At 65.4% G+C, this 19,043-nt stretch carries 21 protein-coding genes and 1 pseudogene; 16 read left to right on the forward strand and 6 right to left on the reverse strand.

Going from position 1 to position 19,043, the window contains the following annotated elements:
• Genes RXV79_RS08305 through RXV79_RS08315 form a run of 3 tightly spaced genes read right to left on the reverse strand, consistent with a single transcriptional unit; the run spans window position 1 to window position 2,415 of the window.
• Window positions 1–804 (reverse strand): LytR/AlgR family response regulator transcription factor, encoded by an 804-nt coding sequence (locus RXV79_RS08305; RefSeq protein WP_316702951.1) that lies wholly within the window; start codon window positions 802–804, stop codon window positions 1–3.
• Between the two features lie 5 nt (window positions 805–809).
• Window positions 810–1,868 (reverse strand): sensor histidine kinase, encoded by a 1,059-nt coding sequence (locus RXV79_RS08310; protein ID WP_316702952.1) that lies wholly within the window; start codon window positions 1,866–1,868, stop codon window positions 810–812.
• Window positions 1,869–1,893: 25 nt separating this feature from the next.
• A complete protein-coding gene (locus RXV79_RS08315; protein ID WP_316702953.1) occupies window positions 1,894–2,415 on the reverse strand; it encodes a DUF6622 family protein in 522 nt (173 codons plus the stop codon).
• Between the two features lie 169 nt (window positions 2,416–2,584).
• Between RXV79_RS08315 and RXV79_RS08320 the strand changes: the two genes are divergently transcribed.
• Complete coding sequence (locus RXV79_RS08320; protein WP_316702954.1) at window positions 2,585–4,216, forward strand: M14 family metallopeptidase; 1,632 nt, start codon at window positions 2,585–2,587, stop codon at window positions 4,214–4,216.
• A 27-nt stretch (window positions 4,217–4,243) separates the two neighbouring features.
• On the opposite strand, the gene RXV79_RS08325 is transcribed toward RXV79_RS08320, so the two are convergent.
• Window positions 4,244–5,806, reverse strand: coding sequence for a helicase HerA-like domain-containing protein (locus RXV79_RS08325; protein ID WP_316702955.1), 1,563 nt, complete (start codon window positions 5,804–5,806; stop codon window positions 4,244–4,246).
• 110 nt (window positions 5,807–5,916) lie between these two features.
• Between RXV79_RS08325 and RXV79_RS08330 the strand changes: the two genes are divergently transcribed.
• The 15 genes and pseudogenes from RXV79_RS08330 to RXV79_RS08400 all read left to right on the forward strand — a co-directional run bounded on the left by RXV79_RS08330 (window position 5,917) and on the right by RXV79_RS08400 (window position 17,395).
• Complete coding sequence (locus RXV79_RS08330; RefSeq protein ID WP_316702956.1) at window positions 5,917–6,642, forward strand: YebC/PmpR family DNA-binding transcriptional regulator; 726 nt, start codon at window positions 5,917–5,919, stop codon at window positions 6,640–6,642.
• Window positions 6,639–7,919: a phosphoribosylamine--glycine ligase gene (gene purD, locus RXV79_RS08335; RefSeq protein WP_316702957.1), complete on the forward strand. Its 1,281-nt coding sequence runs from the start codon at window positions 6,639–6,641 to the stop codon at window positions 7,917–7,919. Before RXV79_RS08330 ends, purD begins: the two co-directional genes overlap by 4 nt.
• Window positions 7,919–8,521 (forward strand): 1-acyl-sn-glycerol-3-phosphate acyltransferase, encoded by a 603-nt coding sequence (locus RXV79_RS08340; RefSeq protein ID WP_316702958.1) that lies wholly within the window; start codon window positions 7,919–7,921, stop codon window positions 8,519–8,521. The genes purD and RXV79_RS08340 overlap by 1 nt, the downstream gene beginning before the upstream one ends.
• On the forward strand, window positions 8,518–9,432 hold the full coding sequence (gene hemF, locus RXV79_RS08345; RefSeq protein ID WP_316702959.1) for an oxygen-dependent coproporphyrinogen oxidase: 915 nt from the start codon (window positions 8,518–8,520) through the stop codon (window positions 9,430–9,432). Before RXV79_RS08340 ends, hemF begins: the two co-directional genes overlap by 4 nt.
• Window positions 9,433–9,517: 85 nt before the next feature.
• The gene (nadD, locus tag RXV79_RS08350; RefSeq protein ID WP_316702960.1) at window positions 9,518–10,111 is read left to right on the forward strand and encodes a nicotinate-nucleotide adenylyltransferase; all 594 of its coding nucleotides are present in this window, start codon (window positions 9,518–9,520) and stop codon (window positions 10,109–10,111) included.
• Window positions 10,071–10,777: pseudogene (rsfS, locus tag RXV79_RS08355) on the forward strand (ribosome silencing factor). Before nadD ends, rsfS begins: the two are co-directional and overlap by 41 nt.
• Complete coding sequence (gene rlmH, locus RXV79_RS08360) at window positions 10,774–11,241, forward strand: 23S rRNA (pseudouridine(1915)-N(3))-methyltransferase RlmH (RefSeq protein ID WP_316702962.1); 468 nt, start codon at window positions 10,774–10,776, stop codon at window positions 11,239–11,241. Before rsfS ends, rlmH begins: the two are co-directional and overlap by 4 nt.
• A complete protein-coding gene (locus tag RXV79_RS08365; RefSeq protein ID WP_316702964.1) occupies window positions 11,238–11,843 on the forward strand; it encodes a Maf family protein in 606 nt (201 codons plus the stop codon). Before rlmH ends, RXV79_RS08365 begins: the two co-directional genes overlap by 4 nt.
• A 38-nt stretch (window positions 11,844–11,881) precedes the next feature.
• Window positions 11,882–13,366, forward strand: a complete 1,485-nt coding sequence (gene rng / locus RXV79_RS08370) for a ribonuclease G (RefSeq protein ID WP_316702965.1) — start codon at window positions 11,882–11,884, stop codon at window positions 13,364–13,366.
• Between the two features lie 53 nt (window positions 13,367–13,419).
• Window positions 13,420–14,337, forward strand: a complete 918-nt coding sequence (locus RXV79_RS08375; RefSeq protein WP_316702966.1) for a glycosyltransferase family 2 protein — start codon at window positions 13,420–13,422, stop codon at window positions 14,335–14,337.
• Between the two features lie 3 nt (window positions 14,338–14,340).
• Window positions 14,341–14,979, forward strand: a complete 639-nt coding sequence (locus RXV79_RS08380; RefSeq protein ID WP_316702967.1) for a PI-PLC domain-containing protein — start codon at window positions 14,341–14,343, stop codon at window positions 14,977–14,979.
• Window positions 14,966–15,601: an HAD family hydrolase gene (locus RXV79_RS08385; RefSeq protein ID WP_316702968.1), complete on the forward strand. Its 636-nt coding sequence runs from the start codon at window positions 14,966–14,968 to the stop codon at window positions 15,599–15,601. Before RXV79_RS08380 ends, RXV79_RS08385 begins: the two co-directional genes overlap by 14 nt.
• Window positions 15,598–16,341, forward strand: coding sequence for a glycosyltransferase family 2 protein (locus RXV79_RS08390; RefSeq protein ID WP_316702969.1), 744 nt, complete (start codon window positions 15,598–15,600; stop codon window positions 16,339–16,341). The genes RXV79_RS08385 and RXV79_RS08390 overlap by 4 nt, the downstream gene beginning before the upstream one ends.
• Window positions 16,338–16,667: a hypothetical protein gene (locus tag RXV79_RS08395; RefSeq protein ID WP_316702970.1), complete on the forward strand. Its 330-nt coding sequence runs from the start codon at window positions 16,338–16,340 to the stop codon at window positions 16,665–16,667. The genes RXV79_RS08390 and RXV79_RS08395 overlap by 4 nt, the downstream gene beginning before the upstream one ends.
• Window positions 16,664–17,395: a glycosyltransferase family 2 protein gene (locus tag RXV79_RS08400; protein ID WP_316702971.1), complete on the forward strand. Its 732-nt coding sequence runs from the start codon at window positions 16,664–16,666 to the stop codon at window positions 17,393–17,395. The genes RXV79_RS08395 and RXV79_RS08400 overlap by 4 nt, the downstream gene beginning before the upstream one ends.
• Here the strand turns inward: RXV79_RS08400 and RXV79_RS08405 are convergent.
• Window positions 17,375–18,337, reverse strand: coding sequence for a hypothetical protein (locus RXV79_RS08405; protein WP_316702972.1), 963 nt, complete (start codon window positions 18,335–18,337; stop codon window positions 17,375–17,377). The genes RXV79_RS08400 and RXV79_RS08405 overlap by 21 nt on opposite strands.
• The gene (locus RXV79_RS08410) at window positions 18,337–18,972 is read right to left on the reverse strand and encodes an SGNH/GDSL hydrolase family protein (protein ID WP_316702973.1); all 636 of its coding nucleotides are present in this window, start codon (window positions 18,970–18,972) and stop codon (window positions 18,337–18,339) included. Before RXV79_RS08410 ends, RXV79_RS08405 begins: the two co-directional genes overlap by 1 nt.
• Window positions 18,973–19,043: the final 71 nt, after the last annotated feature.

Consider the following 19,043-nt stretch of genomic DNA (forward strand, 5'->3'; position numbering starts at 1 on the left):
TCACAGTGCCTTGAAGAGGTGCGCATAGAGGCGGCTCACCGCGAGCTTGTCGGCGTGCTCTCGCAGGCTCAGCGTGAGCTTGCCGCTCTCGTCGCGCACGGCGGTGGCCACCGCATCGGCTCTCACCACCGTGCCGCGGTGGATCTGCCAGAAGCGCTGCGGGTCGAGCTGCGGCAGCAGTTCGCGCAGCGACAGGCGGATGAGGTGCTCGTGGTCGGCGGTGACGACGCGCACGTATTTGTCGGCCGCTTCGAAGTACAGCACCTCGTCGACCTTCACCATGTGGATGGTGCTGCCGACGCCGGCCTGGATCACGCTCAGGCGCGGGGCGGCGGGGGCGGCGGGCGCTTGCGCCAGCAGGCCGCGCAGCTGGGCGACGGCCGCATCGAGCTCGTTGCCCTGCACCGGGGCCTGCGCGCGCTGGCGCAGGGCGTCTTGCAGGCGCGAGCAGGTCTGTGCGAGGCGCTCGGCCGTGGCGGGCTTGAGCACGTAGTCGAAGGCGGCGCGCTCGAAGGCTTCGATCGCGTATTCGTCATGCGCCGTCACGAAGACGAGCAGCGGGAACGGGCTGCCGTCGGGCCAGTCTTCGGCCAGCGCATGCGCGGCTTCGAGCCCGCTCAGGCCGGGCATGCGGATGTCGAGGAAGAGCACCTGAGGGCGCAGGGCCAGCGCCTGCTGCACGGCGGCGTCGCCATTGCCGACGCTGGCCACGATCTCGAGTTCGGGCCATTGCCGGGCCAGCTCGGCCTTGAGGTGCGCGGCCAGCAGGGGCTCGTCTTCGGCGATGAGGGCGGTGGCGTTCATGAAGATCAGGCGGTTTGGTTGAGGGGGATGCGAACAGTGGCCAGCACGCCACCTTCGTCGCCATCGGCCGGTGCGAGGGTGAAGCTCGCCGCGTCGCCGTAGAGGGTGGCCAGGCGCTCGTGCACCTGGCTCACGCCGAAATGCGTGCCGTCGTTGGCGACCGTCGAGATGCCCACGCCGGTGTCGCGCACGGTGAGCACCAGGTCGGCGCCCTCGCATGCCGCGCGCACGACCAGCCGGCCGCCATCGATCTTGGGCTCCAGGCCGTGCTTGATCGCGTTTTCCACCAGTGGCTGCAGCAGCAGCGTGGGCACGGCGAGTTCGCTCAAGGCTTCGGGCAGGCTGATCTCGGTGACGAGGCGCTCGCCCATGCGGATCTTCATCAGCGCGAGGTAGTCGTTGAGCCGCGCGAACTCGGCCGACAGCGGGTGCAGCATGCCGCGCGAGGCGGTGAGCGTGGAGCGCATGAAGGCGACCAGGTGGTCGAGCATCTCCTGCGCGCGTGGCGGGTCGAGCGCGATCAGCACGCGCAGGTTGGCCAGCGTGTTGAAGAGCATGTGCGGCTCGAGCTGCGACGACAGCAGCTGCAGCTGTGCCTGGCTTGCGTCTCGCTGCGCGGTGGCGGCGAGCTGCTCCAACGACGCGCCGCGGCCGCGCGCGTGGAAGAAGAACGTGATGACGGCGCTCATCGTGAACGCGAGGAAGAGGTAGCCGAGCGTCTGCCGGGGCTGGCGCAGCATCAGGTCCCAGGTCGAGAAGCCGCTGAACGCATCGCCGATGAGGGTGCCCATCGTGTACCCGACGAGGATGCCGCCCACCAGCAGCAGGTAGCGCCGCCAACCCACCGGCCAGTTGCTGCGCGGATCGCGCTTGAAGGCGTGGCGGGCGCATTCGATGGTGATCCAGATCGACAGGCCGATGGCCTGCGCATAGACCATCTGGGCCACCATGTTGTCGTTGCGAAGCGCCAGGCCCAGCCCGATCACCACGTTGAAGACGACGACGACCAGCCCGCGGGTCAGCACCGTTCCGAAGTGTTCAGCGTAGGGCTTGGTCGTGTTCATGGCCGAAGCAGTCTACTGGTGAGGATCAGGCCAGGGCGAGGGCAGGGGCCACCTTCGCGCTGCGCAGCACCCGCAGCGCACGGCCGACGAAGAGGCTCGACAGCAGCCCGTAGACGGCCGGAACGGCGAGGTCGAAAGTGGTGTTCTGCTTGAGCGCGGGGTCGAGCACCATCATCACCGAGGTGACGTAGCGCACGCCGAACACCGCCCAGATGGTGAGCAGCGGCCAGAGGCTGCCGGCGACCGCAAAGCGGCCGTCGCCCAGCGCCCTCACGCCGCGCGGGGCGATGAGCCAGTGCTGCGCGGCCAGCGAGAGCGCGAGGCCTGTGGCCCAGGCGAGCAGCACCGGCGCGTTGAAGCCGAAGGTGTTGGCGGCGCCCCAGACGGAAAAGAAGGTCCAGCCGAGCGAGATGCCGATGACGCGGGCGGCGCTCAGCTCCTGGTCGAAGGCCTGGCGCAGGCCCATGAAGGTGACGAACGCGAGCAAACCCCAGACCCAGATCGGGGTGTGCACGATGACTTGGCCGATGAGTTGAAGAATGGACATGGTCGTCTCCTGGGGGTGGGGCGGTGTTGCGATGGGGTGAACTGTCGCGGCGCCACCCGGGCCGTGCGAGCCCCATGCGACGAAGCGGCGGCGGGCGGCGCGAAATGCGGCTCTTGAGGCGCCAGTGGCTGGCTATAGTCATCGCCCCGCCCGAGCCCAGGAGACCCGAATGCCCTTCGTTGCTGCCAGCCCTAGCCTTCGACGGGCCGCCTTCCTGGTCGCCGCGGCCGGCCTGGCGGCCTGCACAACGCTCCCGGAGCCGCCGCCCGCGGTGCCCGTCTTCGGCCCGGTGCGGCCCCCGGTGGTTGCTTCCAGCCCGGCCCCGGCGCCTACCACCGCCGCCCCGGCACCAACGCCCGCCCCGTCCGGGCTCGCGAGCCGCTTCCCCGAGCCGTCGGTCAACTACCGCACGCCGGCCTTCCAACTGGGCCACGGCGCGTTCACCAGTGCGGCCGAGGCGCAGAGGCTGCTGCAGGGCCTGGCGCGCGACCACGCCGCGGTGGTGCGGGTGCTCAAGGTGGGTGAAGACGCGAGCGGCGCGGCGCTCGAGGCGCTGCTCTTCAGCCGCTCGGCGCAGGCCACCCCCGACTCGATCCGCGCCAGCGGCCGCGCCACCGTCGTGTTGCACGGCCCGCAGCGCGCCGACGCGCCGGCTGCCACCGAGGCCTTGCTCGTCGTGGCGCAGGAGTTGGCGCGGGGTCGGTTGCAGTCCGTGCTCGACAAGGCCAACGTGATCGTCTGGCCGCTGGTGCCGGCGCCCGGCACGGCGTTCGACGGTGACCACCTGCTCCTCAAGACGCCGCAAACTCAAGCGCTGGCGCGCCTCGTGCGCGAGTACCAGCCGGCCGTGGTGGCCGAGGTGGCGGAGTACCTGCCGTCGACCGAGTTCTCGCTGCGGTTTTCGGCGGTGGAGCGGCACGACGCCATGCTGCAGTACGCCGCAGCCGGCAACCTCGCCCCCTTCGTCACCAAGGCCGCGGAAGAGTGGTTTCGCCAGCCGATGCTGGCCGCCCTGCAGCAGCAGGGCCTCGCCGCGGAGTGGCACTACGGCGTGGCACAGGGGGCCGTGGAGCGCCGCTTGGCGATGGGCAGCCCACTGCCCGACAACAGCCGCAACGTGCAGGGCTTGAAGAACGCGGTGAGCCTCACCATCGAATCGCGCGGCGAGGCGTCGGGCGGCCGGGTGTACTTCAAGCGCCGCGTGCACACGCTGGTCACGGCGCTCGGCTCGGTGCTGGAGAGCGCTGGCGAGCGCAGCAGCGACCTGCTGAAGATCCGCCAATACGTCGACGCCGAGATCAGCGCCCAGGCCTGCAAGGGCACCGTCGTCGTCGAAGCCGGGCTGAGCCCTGGCGAACACACGTTGCAGATGCTCGATGCCGGCACCGGCGCGGAGAAGTCGTCCACCGTCGCGTGGGACTCGGCCCTGGCCCTGCGCGAGCTGCAGGTGCGCCCCCGCCCCTGCGGCTACTGGCTCGATGCCAGCGAGTCGGTGGCGGTGGCGCGCCTGCGCCTGCTGGGCGTGCGCGTCGAGCAGGTGCTGTCGAAAGGGGTGGTGCAGGGCGACACCTTCGTCGAGACGGCGGCCAACCCGCGCGAGGTGAAGACGGTCTCGGCCCTGCTCGACCTCGCGCCGGGCGGCTACTACGTGCCGCTGAGCCAGCCGCTCGCGCACGTGGCGGTGGCGGCGCTGGAGCCCGACACCGCCTTCAGCTACTGGGCCGGCGGCCTCGTGACGGGCGTGAACAAGACGGCGCGCGTGATGGCCTGGCCCGGCGTGAAGACGTCGCAGGTGCCCTGAGGCCGCTGCGCGGGAGCGCCTTGCGCTTCAACGGCGGCGCGAGCCGCTGCCGCCGAACAAGCTGCCCAGCACGCCGCGAATGATCTCGCGGCCCACCGTCGAGCCGATGGTGCGGGCGGCCGACTTGCCGAGCGTCTGCACGATGCCGTCGTGCTGGCCACCGCGCGGGCCGGTGCGGCCGAAGAGGATGTCGTTCAGTCCACCGCTCAGCAGGCCGCCATCTTCCTGGGCCGGCGCACCTTTGCCGGTCTTGGTGGTGGCCTGCCCGGGGCTGGCGGTGGGGGCCGCCTCGGCACCGGCCACGGCGCGGCCCTTGAGCTTCTCGTAGGCCGACTCGCGGTCGACTGCCTTCTCGTACACGCCCGCCACCAGCGAGCCGGCGATCAGCGCCTTGCGCTGCTCGGGCGTGATCGGGCCGATCTGGCTGCCGGGCGGTATGACGAACACCCGCTCGGTGACACTCGGGCGGCCCTTGGCATCCAGAAAGCTCACCAGCGCTTCGCCCACCGCCAGCTCGGTGATGGCGGTCTCGATGTCGAGGCCGGGGTTGGCGCGCATGGTGCTCGCCGCCGACTTCACCGCCTTCTGGTCGCGGGGCGTGAAGGCGCGCAGCGCGTGCTGCACGCGGTTGCCGAGCTGGGCCAGCACGGTGTCGGGGATGTCGAGCGGGTTCTGGGTCACGAAATACACGCCCACGCCCTTCGAGCGCACGAGGCGCACCACGAGCTCGATGCGCTCGACGAGCGCGGTGGGTGCGTCCTTGAAGAGCAGGTGCGCTTCGTCGAAGAAGAAGACGAGCTTGGGCTTGTCGAGGTCGCCCACTTCGGGCAGCTGCTCGAAGAGCTCGGACAGCATCCACAGCAGGAAGGTGGCGTAGAGGCGCGGCGCGTTCATCAGCTTGTCGGCCGAGAGCACGTTGACGACCCCCTTGCCATCGACCGTCTGCATGAAGTCGCCGATGTTGAGCATGGGCTCGCCGAAGAACTTGTCGCCGCCTTGCTCCTCGATCTGCAGCAGGCCGCGCTGAATGGCCCCCACGCTCGCGGCGCTCACGTTGCCGTATTCGGTGGTGAACTGCGAGGCGTTTTCGCCCACGTGCTGCAACATCGCGCGCAGGTCTTTCAGGTCGAGCAGCAAGAGGCCCGAGTCGTCGGCGATCTTGAAGACGAGGTTGAGCACGCCGGCCTGGGTTTCGTTGAGGGCCAGCATGCGCGCCAGCAGCAGCGGGCCCATGTCGCTCACGGTGGCGCGCACCGGGTGGCCCTGCTCGCCGAACACGTCCCACAGCGTGGCGGGGCAGGCCAGCGGCTCGGGGGTGTCGAGGCCGCGCTCCTTCAGCACCGCGGCGAGCTTGTCGCCGATCTTGCCGGCCTGGGTGATGCCGGTGAGGTCACCCTTCACGTCGGCCATGAAGACCGGCACGCCGATCTTGCTGAAATGCTCGGCCAGGTTTTGCAGGGTGATGGTCTTGCCCGTGCCGGTGGCGCCGGTGATGAGGCCGTGGCGGTTGGCCAGCGCTGGCAGGAGAAAACACTCGATCGTCTTGTCTTGAGAGATGACGTGCTTGGCGATCAGGATGGGCTCGGCCATGAACATTGCTCCAGAGAAGGGAGGGCGCACCGCTAAAATTGCAGTCTATCCCCCAGAACCACATTTCCGGGCGGCTGCGCGCGACGCCAGCCCCCGCAGCAGGAGCCTTCATGGCCGGACATTCCAAATGGGCCAACATCCAGCACCGCAAAGGCCGCCAAGACGAGAAGCGCGGCAAGGTCTGGACCCGCATCATCCGTGAAATCATGGTGGCGGCCCGCCAGGGCGGCGGCGACCCCAACATGAACCCACGCCTGCGGCTGGCCATCGACAAGGCCAAGGCCGCCAACATGCCGGCCGACACGATCAAGAAGAACGTCGACAAGGCGACCGGCAACCTCGAAGGCGTGCACTACGAGGAGGTCCGCTATGAGGGCTACGGCATTGGCGGCGCGGCCGTCATCGTCGACTGCATGACCGACAACCGCGTGCGCACCGTCGCTGAAGTGCGGCATGCGTTCAGCAAGTACGGCGGCAACCTCGGCACCGAAGGCTCGGTGGCCTTCCAGTTCAAGCATTGCGGTCAGTTGTTGTTCGCCCCCGGCACGAGTGAAGACAAGGTGATGGAAGTGGCCCTCGAAGCCGGTGCCGACGATGTGGTGACCCACGACGACGGCTCGCTCGAAGTGCTCAGCTCGCCGCATGACTTCGAAGCGGTGAAGAAGGCCCTGGAGGCCGCCGGCCTCAAGCCCGAGCTCGCCGAGGTGACGATGCGCGCCGAAAACACGATCGACCTCACCGGCGAAGACGCCCAGCGCATGCAGAAGCTGCTCGACGTGCTGGAAGACCTCGACGATGCGCAAGAGGTCTATCACAACGCGGTGATCCACGAATGAAGGTCCTCGTGATCGGCTCCGGCGGCCGTGAACACGCCATCGCCTGGAAGCTCGCGCAGTCGCCCAAGCTGCAGACCGTCTACGTGGCGCCCGGCAACGGGGGCACGGCGCTCAGCCCGCACCTGAAGAACGTCGCCATCACCGACATCAAGGCACTGGCCGACTTTGCGGTCAGCGAGAAGATCGCGCTCACGGTCGTCGGCCCCGAAGTGCCGCTCGCGGCCGGTGTGGTCGACGAGTTCCGCTCGCGCGGCCTGCGCATCTTCGGCCCGACCAAGGCCGCGGCGCAACTCGAAAGCTCGAAGGCCTTCTCGAAGGACTTCATGAAGCGGCACGGCATCCCGACCGCCGCCTACGAGACCTTTGCCGACCTCCAGGCGGCGCATGCCTACGTCGACAAGATGGGCGCGCCCATCGTCGTGAAGGCCGACGGCCTCGCGGCCGGCAAGGGCGTGGTCGTGGCCACCACGCTCGAAGAGGCGCATCAAGCGGTTGACTGGATGCTGGCTGACAACAGACTCGGCGTGCAGCACAACGAAGGCGGTGCTCGTGTCGTCATCGAGCAGTTCCTGCAAGGAGAGGAAGCCAGCTTCATCGTGCTGTGCGACGGCAAGAACGTGCTGCCGCTCGCCACCAGCCAGGACCACAAGCGCCTGCAAGACAACGACGAAGGCCCCAACACCGGTGGCATGGGCACCTACTCGCCGGCGCCGGTCGTGACGCCCAACGTGCACGCGAAAGCGATGCACGAGATCATCCTGCCGACCATCGAAGGCATGGCGAAAGACGGCATTCCCTTCACCGGCTTCCTCTACGCGGGGCTCATGATCGACGGGCACGGCGTGCCGCGCACGCTCGAGTTCAACACCCGCCTGGGCGACCCCGAGACGCAGCCGATCATGATGCGTCTGAAGAGCGATCTCTTCGACGTGCTGATGGCCGGCACCGACGGCATGCTCGACCAGGTCGAACTGCAGTGGGACCGCCGAGCCGCGCTGTGCGTGGTGATGGCCGCGGCCGGCTACCCGCTCGACCCGCGCAAGGGCGACGCGATCACCGGGCTGCCGGCCGAGACGCCCGATGCGATGGTGTTCCATGCCGGCACCGCCTTGAAGGACGGCGCGCCGGTGACCTCGGGTGGCCGCGTGCTGGGCGTCACCGCGCTCGGCGACTCGGTCAAGATGGCGCAGCACCGGGCCTACGAGGTGCTGGGCGGCATTCGCTTCGATGGCGCGCAGTTCCGGCGCGACATCGGCCACCGGGCCATCAAGCGCTGATGCTCATCCCAGAGCGGCCGGTGCAGCTTCGCGGCAGCGCGTTGGCTCTGGGGCTGATGCGCCTGCTGGGCTGGAAGCTGGTCTTCCAGGGGCTGCCGGCACGGCAGGGCGTGATCGTGGTGTACCCGCACACCTCGAACTGGGACTTTCTCTTCGGCCTGCTGGCCAAGTGGTCCATCGGCATCCAGGTGTCGTTCTTCGGCAAGGACAGCCTGTTCAAGTTTCCGCTGATCAGCCACTGGATGCGTTGGGTCGGGGGCCTGGCGGTCGACCGACATGCGCCCCAGGGCATCGTCGGGCAGATGGGCGCGGCACTGGCTCAGGCGAAGGCGCAAGGCCGCTTCATGTGGCTTGCGCTCGCCCCGGAGGGCACGCGCAGCTACCGTGATGCCTGGCGCTCGGGCTTCTATCACGTGACGCTCGCGGCCGGTGTGCCGCTGGGTTTGGCAGCACTGGACTACGCTCGGCGCGAGGTGCGGCTCGACACCTTTGTCATGCTGAGCGGCGACGAGGCGGCCGACATGGCGCAGATCGCATCCGTTCTCGGGCGGGCCACCGGCAAGCGGCCCGCACTGGCCGCCCCCATTCGATTGAAGCCATGAACACACAAGACGTCCGCACCTACCTGCTCGCGCTGCAGGACCGCATCCTCGGCGCGATGGAGGCCGAGAGCGGCGACCGCTTCGTGAGCGACAGCTGGACACGCCCGCCCGGCGAGCGCCTGCAGGGTGATGGCCTGTCGCGGCTGGTCGAAGGCGGCTCGTTGCTGGAGCGGGGTGGCTGCAACTTCTCGCACGTGAAGGGCGGCGCCATGCCGCCCTCGGCCACCGCCCATCGGCCCGAGCTCGCCGGCGCGCCTTTCGAGGCGATGGGCGTATCGCTGGTCTTCCACCCTCGCAACCCGTACGTGCCCACCGTGCACATGAACGTGCGCATGTTCGCAGCGCTGCCTGCCGGCCGTGAGCCGGTGGTCTGGTTCGGCGGCGGCATGGACCTCACGCCGTACTACGGCTTCGAGGAAGACGCGCGCCACTTCCACCGCGTGAACCGCGACGCACTCGCGCCTTTCGGCGACGACAAGTACCCGCGCTTCAAGCAGTGGTGCGACGAGTACTTTTTTCTCAAGCACCGCAACGAGCCGCGTGGCATCGGCGGCGTGTTCTTCGACGACTACGCGGAGGGTGGGTTCGAGCAGAGCTTCGCGCTCATGCGTGCGGTGGGCGATGCCTTCACCGCGGCCTACATGCCCATCGTGCAGCGTCGCAAGGCCCTGGCCTACGGCGAGCGCGAGCGTGACTTCCAGACCTACCGCCGTGGCCGCTATGTCGAGTTCAACCTCGTGTTCGACCGCGGCACCTTGTTCGGCCTCCAATCGGGCGGGCGCACCGAGAGCATCCTGATGTCGATGCCGCCGGTCGTGACCTGGCGCTACAACTGGTCACCCGAGCCGGGCACGCCCGAGGCGAAGCTCTACAGCGATTTCCTGCGGCCCCGCGATTGGGCCGTGGAATGAAGCGGGCCGAGCGCAGGGCCGCTCCCAAGCCGGCCCGCATCCCCTCGGGGGATCGCCCGACGTACTCGTTGGGCGAGGGGTTGTCATGAAGCGGATCGGTCTCTTCGGCGGAACCTTCGACCCGGTGCACCTGGCGCATGTCGCGCTCGCACGCGAAGCGCTGACAGCGCTGGCGCTCGACGAGCTGCGTTGGATCCCCGCCGGTCAACCATGGCAGAAAGCTCGCCAGCTGGCCGCGCCGCAGCACCGCGAGGCGATGGTGCGGCTGGCCATCGAGGGTGAGCCGCGTTTCACGCTCGACCGGAGCGAACTCAAGCGCCAGGGGCCGAGCTACACGCTCGACACCGTGCGGGAGCTGCAGGCCAAGGAGCCAGGGAACGAATGGTTCCTCATCCTCGGCCAGGACCAGTACGCCGGCCTGCACACCTGGCGCGACTGGCGCGAGCTGCTCGGCCGCGTGACGCTTGCCATCGCCAACCGGCCGGGCGTGACGCCCGAGCCTCATCCCGACGTCCGCAAGGTGGAGCACCAGATGGTGCCGCTGCCGATGATGGACATTTCATCCACCGCGATCCGCGCCCACGTGGCGCGGGGCGAGGGGGTCACCGATCTGGTGCCTCCCGCGGTCGCACGCTATATTGACCAGAACGACCTCTACCGAGGCACCCCCAGGAGCTGAATGGACATCCGTAAACTGCAACGCGCCATCGTCGATGGACTGGAAGACGTGAAGGCCCAAGGCATTCAGGTCTTCGACACCGAGCACCTTTCTGCGCTTTTCGAGCGCGTGATCATTGCCTCGGGCACGTCGAACCGACAAACCAAGGCGTTGGCCGCGAGCGTGCGAGATGCCGTCAAGTCCAAGGGCTTCCCGGTGCCGCGGACCGAGGGCGAAGACAACGGCGAATGGATCATCGTCGACTGCGGCTCGGCCGTGGTCCACGTGATGCAGCCGGCCATTCGCGAGTACTACCACCTCGAGGAGATCTGGGGAGGCAAGCCCGTCAAGCTCAAGATCGAGAGCGGGCCGGTGAAGCTCGTGAAGGCGTCGGACGACGCGGCGCCTGCTTCGAAGAAGGCCGCAGCCAAGAAGGCGGCACCGGCGAAGAAGTCGGCGCCGGCCAAGGCTCCGGCCGCCAAGAAGGCTGCGGGCAAGACGGCTGCCAAGAAAGCGCCGGCCAAGAAGCCCGTCACCGGCAAGGCGGCCGTGACCCGCGTGGTCGGCGTGAAGAAGGCGGCCTCGGCGAAGAAGACCGCCACCAGCAAGCCGGCCGCGAAGAAGGTTGCGGCCAAGAAGCCTGCCGCCAAGAAGGCCGCGCCGAAGAAGACGTCGTCGCGCGCGTGAAGCTCTTCCTGGTCGCCGTCGGCCAGCGCCAGCCCGCGTGGGCCGACACGGCCTACGACGATTTCGCGAAGCGCTTCCCGCCCGAGATGCGGCTGGAACTGAAGGCGGTGAAGGCCGAGGCGCGCGGCAGCAAGACCGCCGCGCAGCTGATGGCGGCCGAGGCCTCCCGCATCGAAGCGGCGCTGCCGAAGGGCGTGCGCCGCATCGTGCTCGACGAGCGTGGCGACCGTGTCACCACCGTGCAGCTCGCCTCCCGCATGGAGGGTTGGCAGCGCGATGGGCGCGACGCCGCGATCCTCATCGGCGGGCCGGATGGCCTCGACCCCGCGCTCAAGCAGACCGCTGACGAGACCTTGCGCCTGTCGGACCTCACCTTGCCGCATGCCTTCGTGCGCGTGCTCGTCGCCGAGGCGCTCTACCGAGCCTGGACGGTGATGGTCAACCACCCCTACCACCGCGAATGACGCATTCGTTCATCTACCTCGCCTCGCAGAGCCCACGCCGTCGCCAGCTGCTGGAACAGATTGGTGTGCGCCATGAGCTGCTGCTGCCAGGGGCCGAAGAAGATGCCGAAGCGCTGGAAGCGGAGTGCGATGGCGAGCTGCCGCGGGACTACGTCGAGCGCGTGACACGCGCCAAGCTTGCTGCGGCGGTCAAGCGCCTGAAGGCGAGGGGGCTGCCGGCCGCGCCGGTCCTCTGCTCCGACACCACCGTGGCCCTCGGGCGCCGAATCCTCGGCAAGCCGGCCGATGCCGCCGATGCGGCGAACACGCTGGGCCTGCTGTCCGGCCAGACGCACCGGGTGATCACCGCGGTAGCGGTCGCCACGGGCCGCGGTTCATCGCTGGCGGTCAGCGTCTCTCACGTCCGCTTCGCTGAACTCACCCCCGCGCAGATCGATGCCTACGTCGCCAGCAAGGAACCCTTCGGCAAGGCCGGCGCCTATGCGATCCAGAGTGCGGCTGCGGCCTGGATCTCCCATATCGACGGAAGCTACTCCGGTATCATGGGTTTGCCTCTGTACGAGACGGCACAACTGCTGAGACAAGCGCGCGTCCGGTTCTGAAGGACGCCCGTCGTTCGACGACAAGAGACCCGTCCTCCATGCAAGACATCCTCATCAACTGGGCGCCCCAGGAGACCCGCGTTGCGGTGGTCGAAAACGGCGCGGTGCAAGACCTCTACGTCGAGCGCACGCTGGAGCGGGGCCTGGTGGGCAACATCTACGCCGGGCGAGTGGCCCGCGTGCTGCCCGGCATGCAAAGCGCCTTCATCGACATCGGCCTGGAGCGCGCGGCCTTCCTGCACGTGGCCGACGTGCACGTGAACGGTGGCAATGGCAACCGCAACGATTCGGCACCGCCCACGCCCATCGAGCGCCTGGTCTTCGAAGGCCAGACGCTGATGGTGCAGGTCATCAAGGACCCGATCGGCACCAAGGGCGCGCGCCTGTCGACGCAGATCAGCATCGCCGGCCGCATGCTCGTCTTCCTGCCGCAGGACGACCACATCGGCATCTCGCAGAAGATCGGCTCGCACGAGTTGCGCGAGCAGCTGCGCACCCGCATGAACACGCTCGCCGGCAAGCCCGAAGACGGCAGCCCCTACAACGGCGGTGGCTTCATCCTGCGTACCAACGCCGAAGACGCGACCGACGAAGAGCTGGGAGACGACATCGCCTACCTGCGCAAGACCTGGGGCGCAATCCGCGAGAAAAGCTTCAAGTCGCCCGCCGGCACCCTGCTGCATCAGGACCTGAGCCTCGTCGAGCGCGTGCTGCGTGACCTGACCAACGACAGCACGCAGTCGATCCGCATCGACTCGCGCATGCAGTACGACCAGCTCGTGGCCTTCGGCACCGAGTTCACGCCTGGGTCGGTGAGCAAGCTCGTGCACTACAAAGGCGAGCGGCCCATCTTCGATCTCTACAACATCGACGAAGAGATCGAACGTGCGCTCGCACGCCGCGTCGACCTCAAATCCGGTGGTTACCTGATCATCGACCAGACCGAGGCGCTGACGACCATCGACGTCAACACCGGCGGCTACGTGGGCGCACGCAACTTCGACGACACGATCTTCAAGACGAATCTCGAAGCCACGCAAGCCATCGCCCGCCAGCTGCGCCTGCGCAACCTCGGCGGCATCATCATCATCGACTTCATCGACATGACGCGCGAAGAGCACCAGTCGCAGGTGCTCGGCGAGCTGCGCAAGCAACTGGCCCGCGACCGCACCAAGATCACGGTGAGCGGCTTCACCCAGCTGGGCCTCGTGGAGATGACGCGCAAGCGCACGCGCGAGTCGCTGGCCCACATGCTCTGCGAGCCGTGTCCCACCTGCGAAGGCAAGGGCCAGGTGAAGACACCGCGCAGCGTGTGCTACGACATCCTGCGCGAGATCTTGCGCGAGGCGCGGCAGTTCAACCCTCGCGAGTTTCGCGTGGTCGCAGCGCCGGCCGTGGTGGAGATGCTGCTGGATGAGGAGAGCCAGCACCTCGCGGGCCTGTCGGACTTCATCGGCAAGCCGATTTCGTTGACGGCGGAGACGAGCGGGTCGCCCGAGGCGTATGACATCGTCTTGATGTGAGTGTGCGAGAGATGTCCGCGACTTCTCCTGCTGTGCCAATCGTCTCGGTCACGATGCCGGCACACAACGCTTCGGCTTACCTCGCCGAGGCGATGCGCAGCGTGCTCACCCAGACGCTGCAGGCCCTCGAACTGATCGTGGTCGACGACGGATCCACCGACGACACCCCCCGAATCGCGCAATCGTTTTCTGATCCCAGGGTGGTCTATATCCGTTTTGACCAGAATCGCGGCGTGGCCGCTGCGCGCAATGCCGCGGTGGAGCGAGCCACTGGCGCGTATATCGCGGTGCTCGACGCAGACGACATTGCGGAGCCCGAGCGTCTGGAAATGCAGGTTGCACTGTTGCAGCGAAGTGGTTCCGACATTTGTGCTGCTGAACACGTGGTGTGGAACGTGTCGACGGGCCGCCGCAAGCGTGGCAAGCAGTACCACCGAGACGCGGACATCAAGGCGTTGCTGACCGTTTATTCGCCGCTGTGCAACTCGACCGTCATGGCGCGCGCCGAGGTTCTGAAGACTCACCGCTACGACCTCACGGTGCGACTTGCGGAGGACTACCAGCTCTGGGGCCGCCTGGCACTTGCCGGCTACAAGTTCGTGGCATCCGATCGAGCCTTGGTGACATACCGCGTGCACCCGTCTCAAATGACCAGCGATGGCAAGGGTACCCATGCGGCCTTCGAAGTCGCCCGGCAGCAGTATGTGCGGGGCTTGCGGCTGGGTTTGCCCGATGACTTCGTCCCCAGTCAGATGCCTTGGAAGCAGCGCCTGCGCGTTGCTCCAGAGTTTCTGGCCCGATTGAATGCCCGCGTTGGTGAGATTTCTATCGCGGCAAGCTATGAGATTTACGCGAGATTCCAGTTTCGGGGTAACGGTCTGATGACGCCGTTGACCCGCTTGGAACGAGTCGTCGCCGCCTTGTGGGCTCGATGGCGGGCTCGGCGAAGCGGCCTTGTGGCTCAGGAGTAAGTTGTGATTGTTCTGTCTCATCGAGGGTATTGGCTACGGCCAGAAGAAAAAAATCATGAGATCGCCTTCGAGCGCAGCTTCTCGATGGGTTTTGGCACCGAGACGGACATCCGTGACCACAACAGTCGCCTTGTCATCTCGCATGACATGCCGACACAAGACGCCATGCCCTTGGAGCACTTCCTGGACATCTACACCCGCTTTCAGCGCCCGCTACCCCTGGCTCTGAATATCAAAGCGGACGGCCTCCAAGCCGAACTGAAGCGTCAGCTGGCTGAGTACCAGGTGGAGTCCTACTTCGTTTTCGACATGGCCGTGCCCGATGGTCTGCTCTATGCACGCCATGGGCTGCGCACGTACACCCGTCAGAGCGAATACGAGACGGCGCCGCCGTATTACGAGCTCGCAGACGGAGTGTGGCTCGACGAATTCAATGGGCACTGGCTGAGCGATGCCCACATTGAGAAACACTTGCAGCAAGGCAAATCCGTGTGCATCGTGTCCCCGGAGCTGCATCGCAGAAGTCATACACAGGAGTGGCTTCACTACCGACAACTTGAGGCCCGAATCGGCAAGGACCGCCTAATGCTGTGCACCGACCTCCCCACCCAGGCTCGGGAGTTTTTCGATGACCCAAATTAAAGCCGTCATCTTCGACATGGACGGTGTCCTTGTCGAAGCCAAGGACTGGCACTATGAAGCGCTCAACAAGGCGCTCGGCTTGTTTGGCATGGAGATCAGCCGCTACGATCATTTGGTGACCTATGACGGGCTCCCCACAAAGAAGAAGCTGGCAATGCTGAGTGCCGAGCGTGGCCTCCCCGTCGAGCTGCATGACTTCATTGCTGACATGAAGCAGCAGTACACCATGGAGATCATCTATTCGCATTGTCGGCCGCGCTTCTATCACGAGTACGCACTGTCCCGCCTGAAGCAAGAGGGCTACCGTCTTGCAGTGGCCTCGAATTCCATTCGCCACACCGTTCAAACCATGATGGAACGCGCGGCTCTCATGGACTACCTGGAGTTCTATCTTTCCAACCAGGATGTCGTTGTGGGGAAGCCGGACCCGGAGATCTATACCAAGGCCATCCAGACCATGGGGCTCAGGCCTGAGGAGTGCCTGGTGGTGGAAGACAACGAAAAGGGCATCCAGGCCGCCCGCGCAAGCGGAGCTTGGCTGATGGAGGTGGCCGAAGTCGAGGAAGTGAACTACCACAACATCATGAAGCACATCATGCACATCGAAGGACGTACAGCATGATCAACGTGCTCATTCCCATGGCCGGGAAAAGCCAGTTCTTTTCAGAAAGCGAATTTCCCTTTCCCAAGCCGCTCATCGAAATTGGCCCCAAGACGATGATTGAGCACGTCATCGCCAACTTGTCGACGGTGGACGCCGACGTGCAGTTCATCTTCGTGCTCAGCAGCGCGGATTGCCGCAAGTTCCATCTGGACAGCACCCTCAACATCATCACTGACCATCAATGCAAGATCGTCTTGCTTGACAGCGAGACACGGGGAGCGGCCTGCAGTGCGCTGATGGCCATCCGTCACATCGCCCATGAAACCCCGTTGATCATCGCCAATGCCGATCAATTGTTTGACGATCGATTGGACAGTCTGCTGAAGCCGCTGATGGACGCGGACGCCGGAGTGTTGACGTTCGAGTCGGTTCATCCGCGCTGGTCGTATGTGCGACTCGATGATGAGGGGCGGGTGGTGGAGACCGCAGAGAAGCGTCCTATCAGCCGTCGTGCCATAGCCGGCCTCTACTACTTTCGAACTGGCCGCGATTTCGTCACGTCGGCCATGCGCATGATCCAGAAAGATGCTGCGGTCAATGGCAGCTTCTACATCGCGCCAGCCCTGAACGAAATGATCCTGAGGGGGCAGACCATCAAAGCTGTGAATGTCGACCCGCAGCGCTATCACACGTTCTACACACCGCAGAAGATCAAGGAATACGAAGCCCAACAACAACGCCAAGGGGCATCACGTTGAAAGTCGCGAAACTGCAGGACATGGTGAAGGGGTGGTTCGTGGGCAACTTCGAACCAACCCTCATCCAGACCAATGACGTCGAAGTGGCCGTCAAGGAATACAAGAGGGGTGACTACGAAGCCCGCCACCATCACAAGCTGTCAACGGAGATCACCGTCATCGCGGTGGGCCGGGTGCGAATGAATGGCGTCGAATACGGCCGCGGCGACATCGTGGTGATCGAGCCCAACGAGGCGACGGATTTCGAAGTGCTGGAAGACACCGTCACCACGGTGGTGAAGTACCCGGGTGCCAACGACGACAAGTACATGGGAGAGCCCAAGTGATCAACATCGTCATCCCCATGGCCGGGATGGGCAGTCGCTTTGCAAGCGCGGGCTATGCGAAACCCAAGCCTTTCATTGATGTAGATCGCAAGCCGATGATCGTACGGGTGCTGGAAAACCTGGCCCACCCCGGTGCGCGCTACATCCTGATCGCCCGCAAGGAGCACTTGGAGGCCGAAGCAGAACTCGTACGGCAGATCGAGCAGGAGTTCAACGCGGTCTTCATTGCCCTCGATCAATTGACTGAGGGCACGGCTTGTACCGTCCTGTATGCGCGGAAGTTCATCAACAACGACGATGCGCTGCTGATTGCGAATTCGGATCAGCTCGTCGACATGCGCATCGGCGACTTCATAGACGACTGCGCCCGTCGACAGTTGGATGGGTCCATCCTGACTTTCCTGGACGAGCGACGCGACCCGAAGTGGTCGTTCGCGCGAATCGACGACCAAGGGCTTGTCGTTGAAGTTCAGGAGAAAAGGGCGATCTCCGAATACGCCACTGTCGGCATCTACCTGTACCAGCGTGGCCGAGATTTCGTGGATGCAGCGGTCGACATGTTCATCGCACGGGACCGGGTCAACCAGGAGTACTACACCTGCCCGACCTACAACTACGCCATACGGGCCGGCCTGCGTATTGGCCTCTACAACATTGACGTGCAGCAAATGCACGGTCTCGGAACGCCCGAGGATCTGAACGCCTATCTACGCAGCGTCCAGGCTTGATATTGGATGCGCCGCACGATAGGCCGCATACCACTCCTGCTCGCAACGCAACTCGCGACGCGAAACCCAGCGCGTCAGGTGCTTGCGTCGCATTTTTTGAATCCAAGTCGTTTCAGGGTAGCCCCAGTCCGCGACCACGGGTTTCCCGTTTCGCCAAGTGTGTTCTGTCCACCAGGGAAATTGCAGCGCTTGGGTGATCGACCGGAATTGGCCGGCGGCACTGCCGAACCAGCAGATTCCCAAGCGCATGTGGTCAATCAGGTACATGCACTCCTTCGCCATTGACGGGTGGGTCCAGTGCCGTCCTGTGGCGGCCTGCAGGCGCTCTTTGAAAAGCGCATAGAGCTCGCTCTCGGCGCAATAGAGCGTTGCCACGTCAGGGTGGCTCGTCATCCACTCCGTGCCGTGTTCCTTCAGCATCCCTGGCGGCACGTTCATCGGTTGGCTGTAGTCGAATCCATCGTCGTCCCACAGCAGGCGCATGAGTTCGATACGGGCAAAAGCGAACAGATCCGGAATGGAAGAAAACCAATCCTGCCGGACCGAGAGATTGCGAAATGCGCAGGTCACCAGTCGTGAAGTGAGCCCCTTCGGCACGCGCTCAGCCGACCACGCCAGAAGCTGAGAGACATCCAGCCGGGTCGGCAACATGTCGGTTCGCCACTTGAGCACATGCGTCGCCCCAAGGGCCTCGGCATGCCGGATACCGACTGCCGTGCTGCGACGCTGGTAATTTCGGTGGGTGTAGCCAGGCGCCTGAGGCTTGGGACTCTGCACCACTGCCCAGCGCCCTCGCGGAAGGGTCTCCAGGGCCTCGCCCTCCCACGTCGACAGCACCACTTCGTCGAACAATCCGCTCAAGCAAAGCAGCACTTCGGCAGTGCCCTGCCGAATGTTCCCTTGCACTACCGCGCATGTTTTGACGGGTGCGCCGACTGTCATCAGAAATACCTTCGCAGCCTTGGATGGTTGCCGATCATTTCAGCGAAGGTGTCGTATGTCGCTTGGTTGTAGTGATATGGAAAATCCTCCAGCCCCGGCTCAAGCACTTCAGGGCGTTGAACGACTGTGCTTGGAACGCTGAACGCGAAAAGATGATCGTGGCGCTGTTCGCAGCTCTGCACCACGTCTCGGATATGCCGAGCCCGTTGTTGAAATTTCTCTCGGGTTTCCAGCGCATCTGGAAAATGCAGATAGACCACTGGAACCCCCGGCCAGCGTGTCGCTATTCGCTTGAGCATTTCGTCGTATGCCGCATCGAGTGCGGAAAGATCCATCGGGCCGAGGCTCTCGAATTCATCGGAAAACGCCTCGGTATGCGCTAGATCCAGGTAGTTGCAGCAGAAGGTCCAACCACCAACCTTGTGGCGAAAAGTCTGATCGGTCAACTCCGAGAACGAATCGATGAAGACGATCTCCGGGGGGAAAGTCGGGCACAGGTCGGCTTGCTGGTCGACCGTCGGCGCGATGTGTTCGCGCGCCAGATGAGGCTTGACCAACTCAGGCTGACAGCGTCGCGCCGGGGCGTCCCATACGTCCAGAAGATAGTCCACGCGGCCCTTTTGAATGTTGTGCATCTTGTACCTGCGCCCCAATGCATTCAACACCGCAGTCCCGAGGCACGCGTAACGCCCAACCCCCTTGAGCC

Source organism: Piscinibacter gummiphilus, from assembly GCF_032681285.1.
Classification (GTDB): domain Bacteria; phylum Pseudomonadota; class Gammaproteobacteria; order Burkholderiales; family Burkholderiaceae_C; genus Rhizobacter; species Rhizobacter gummiphilus_A.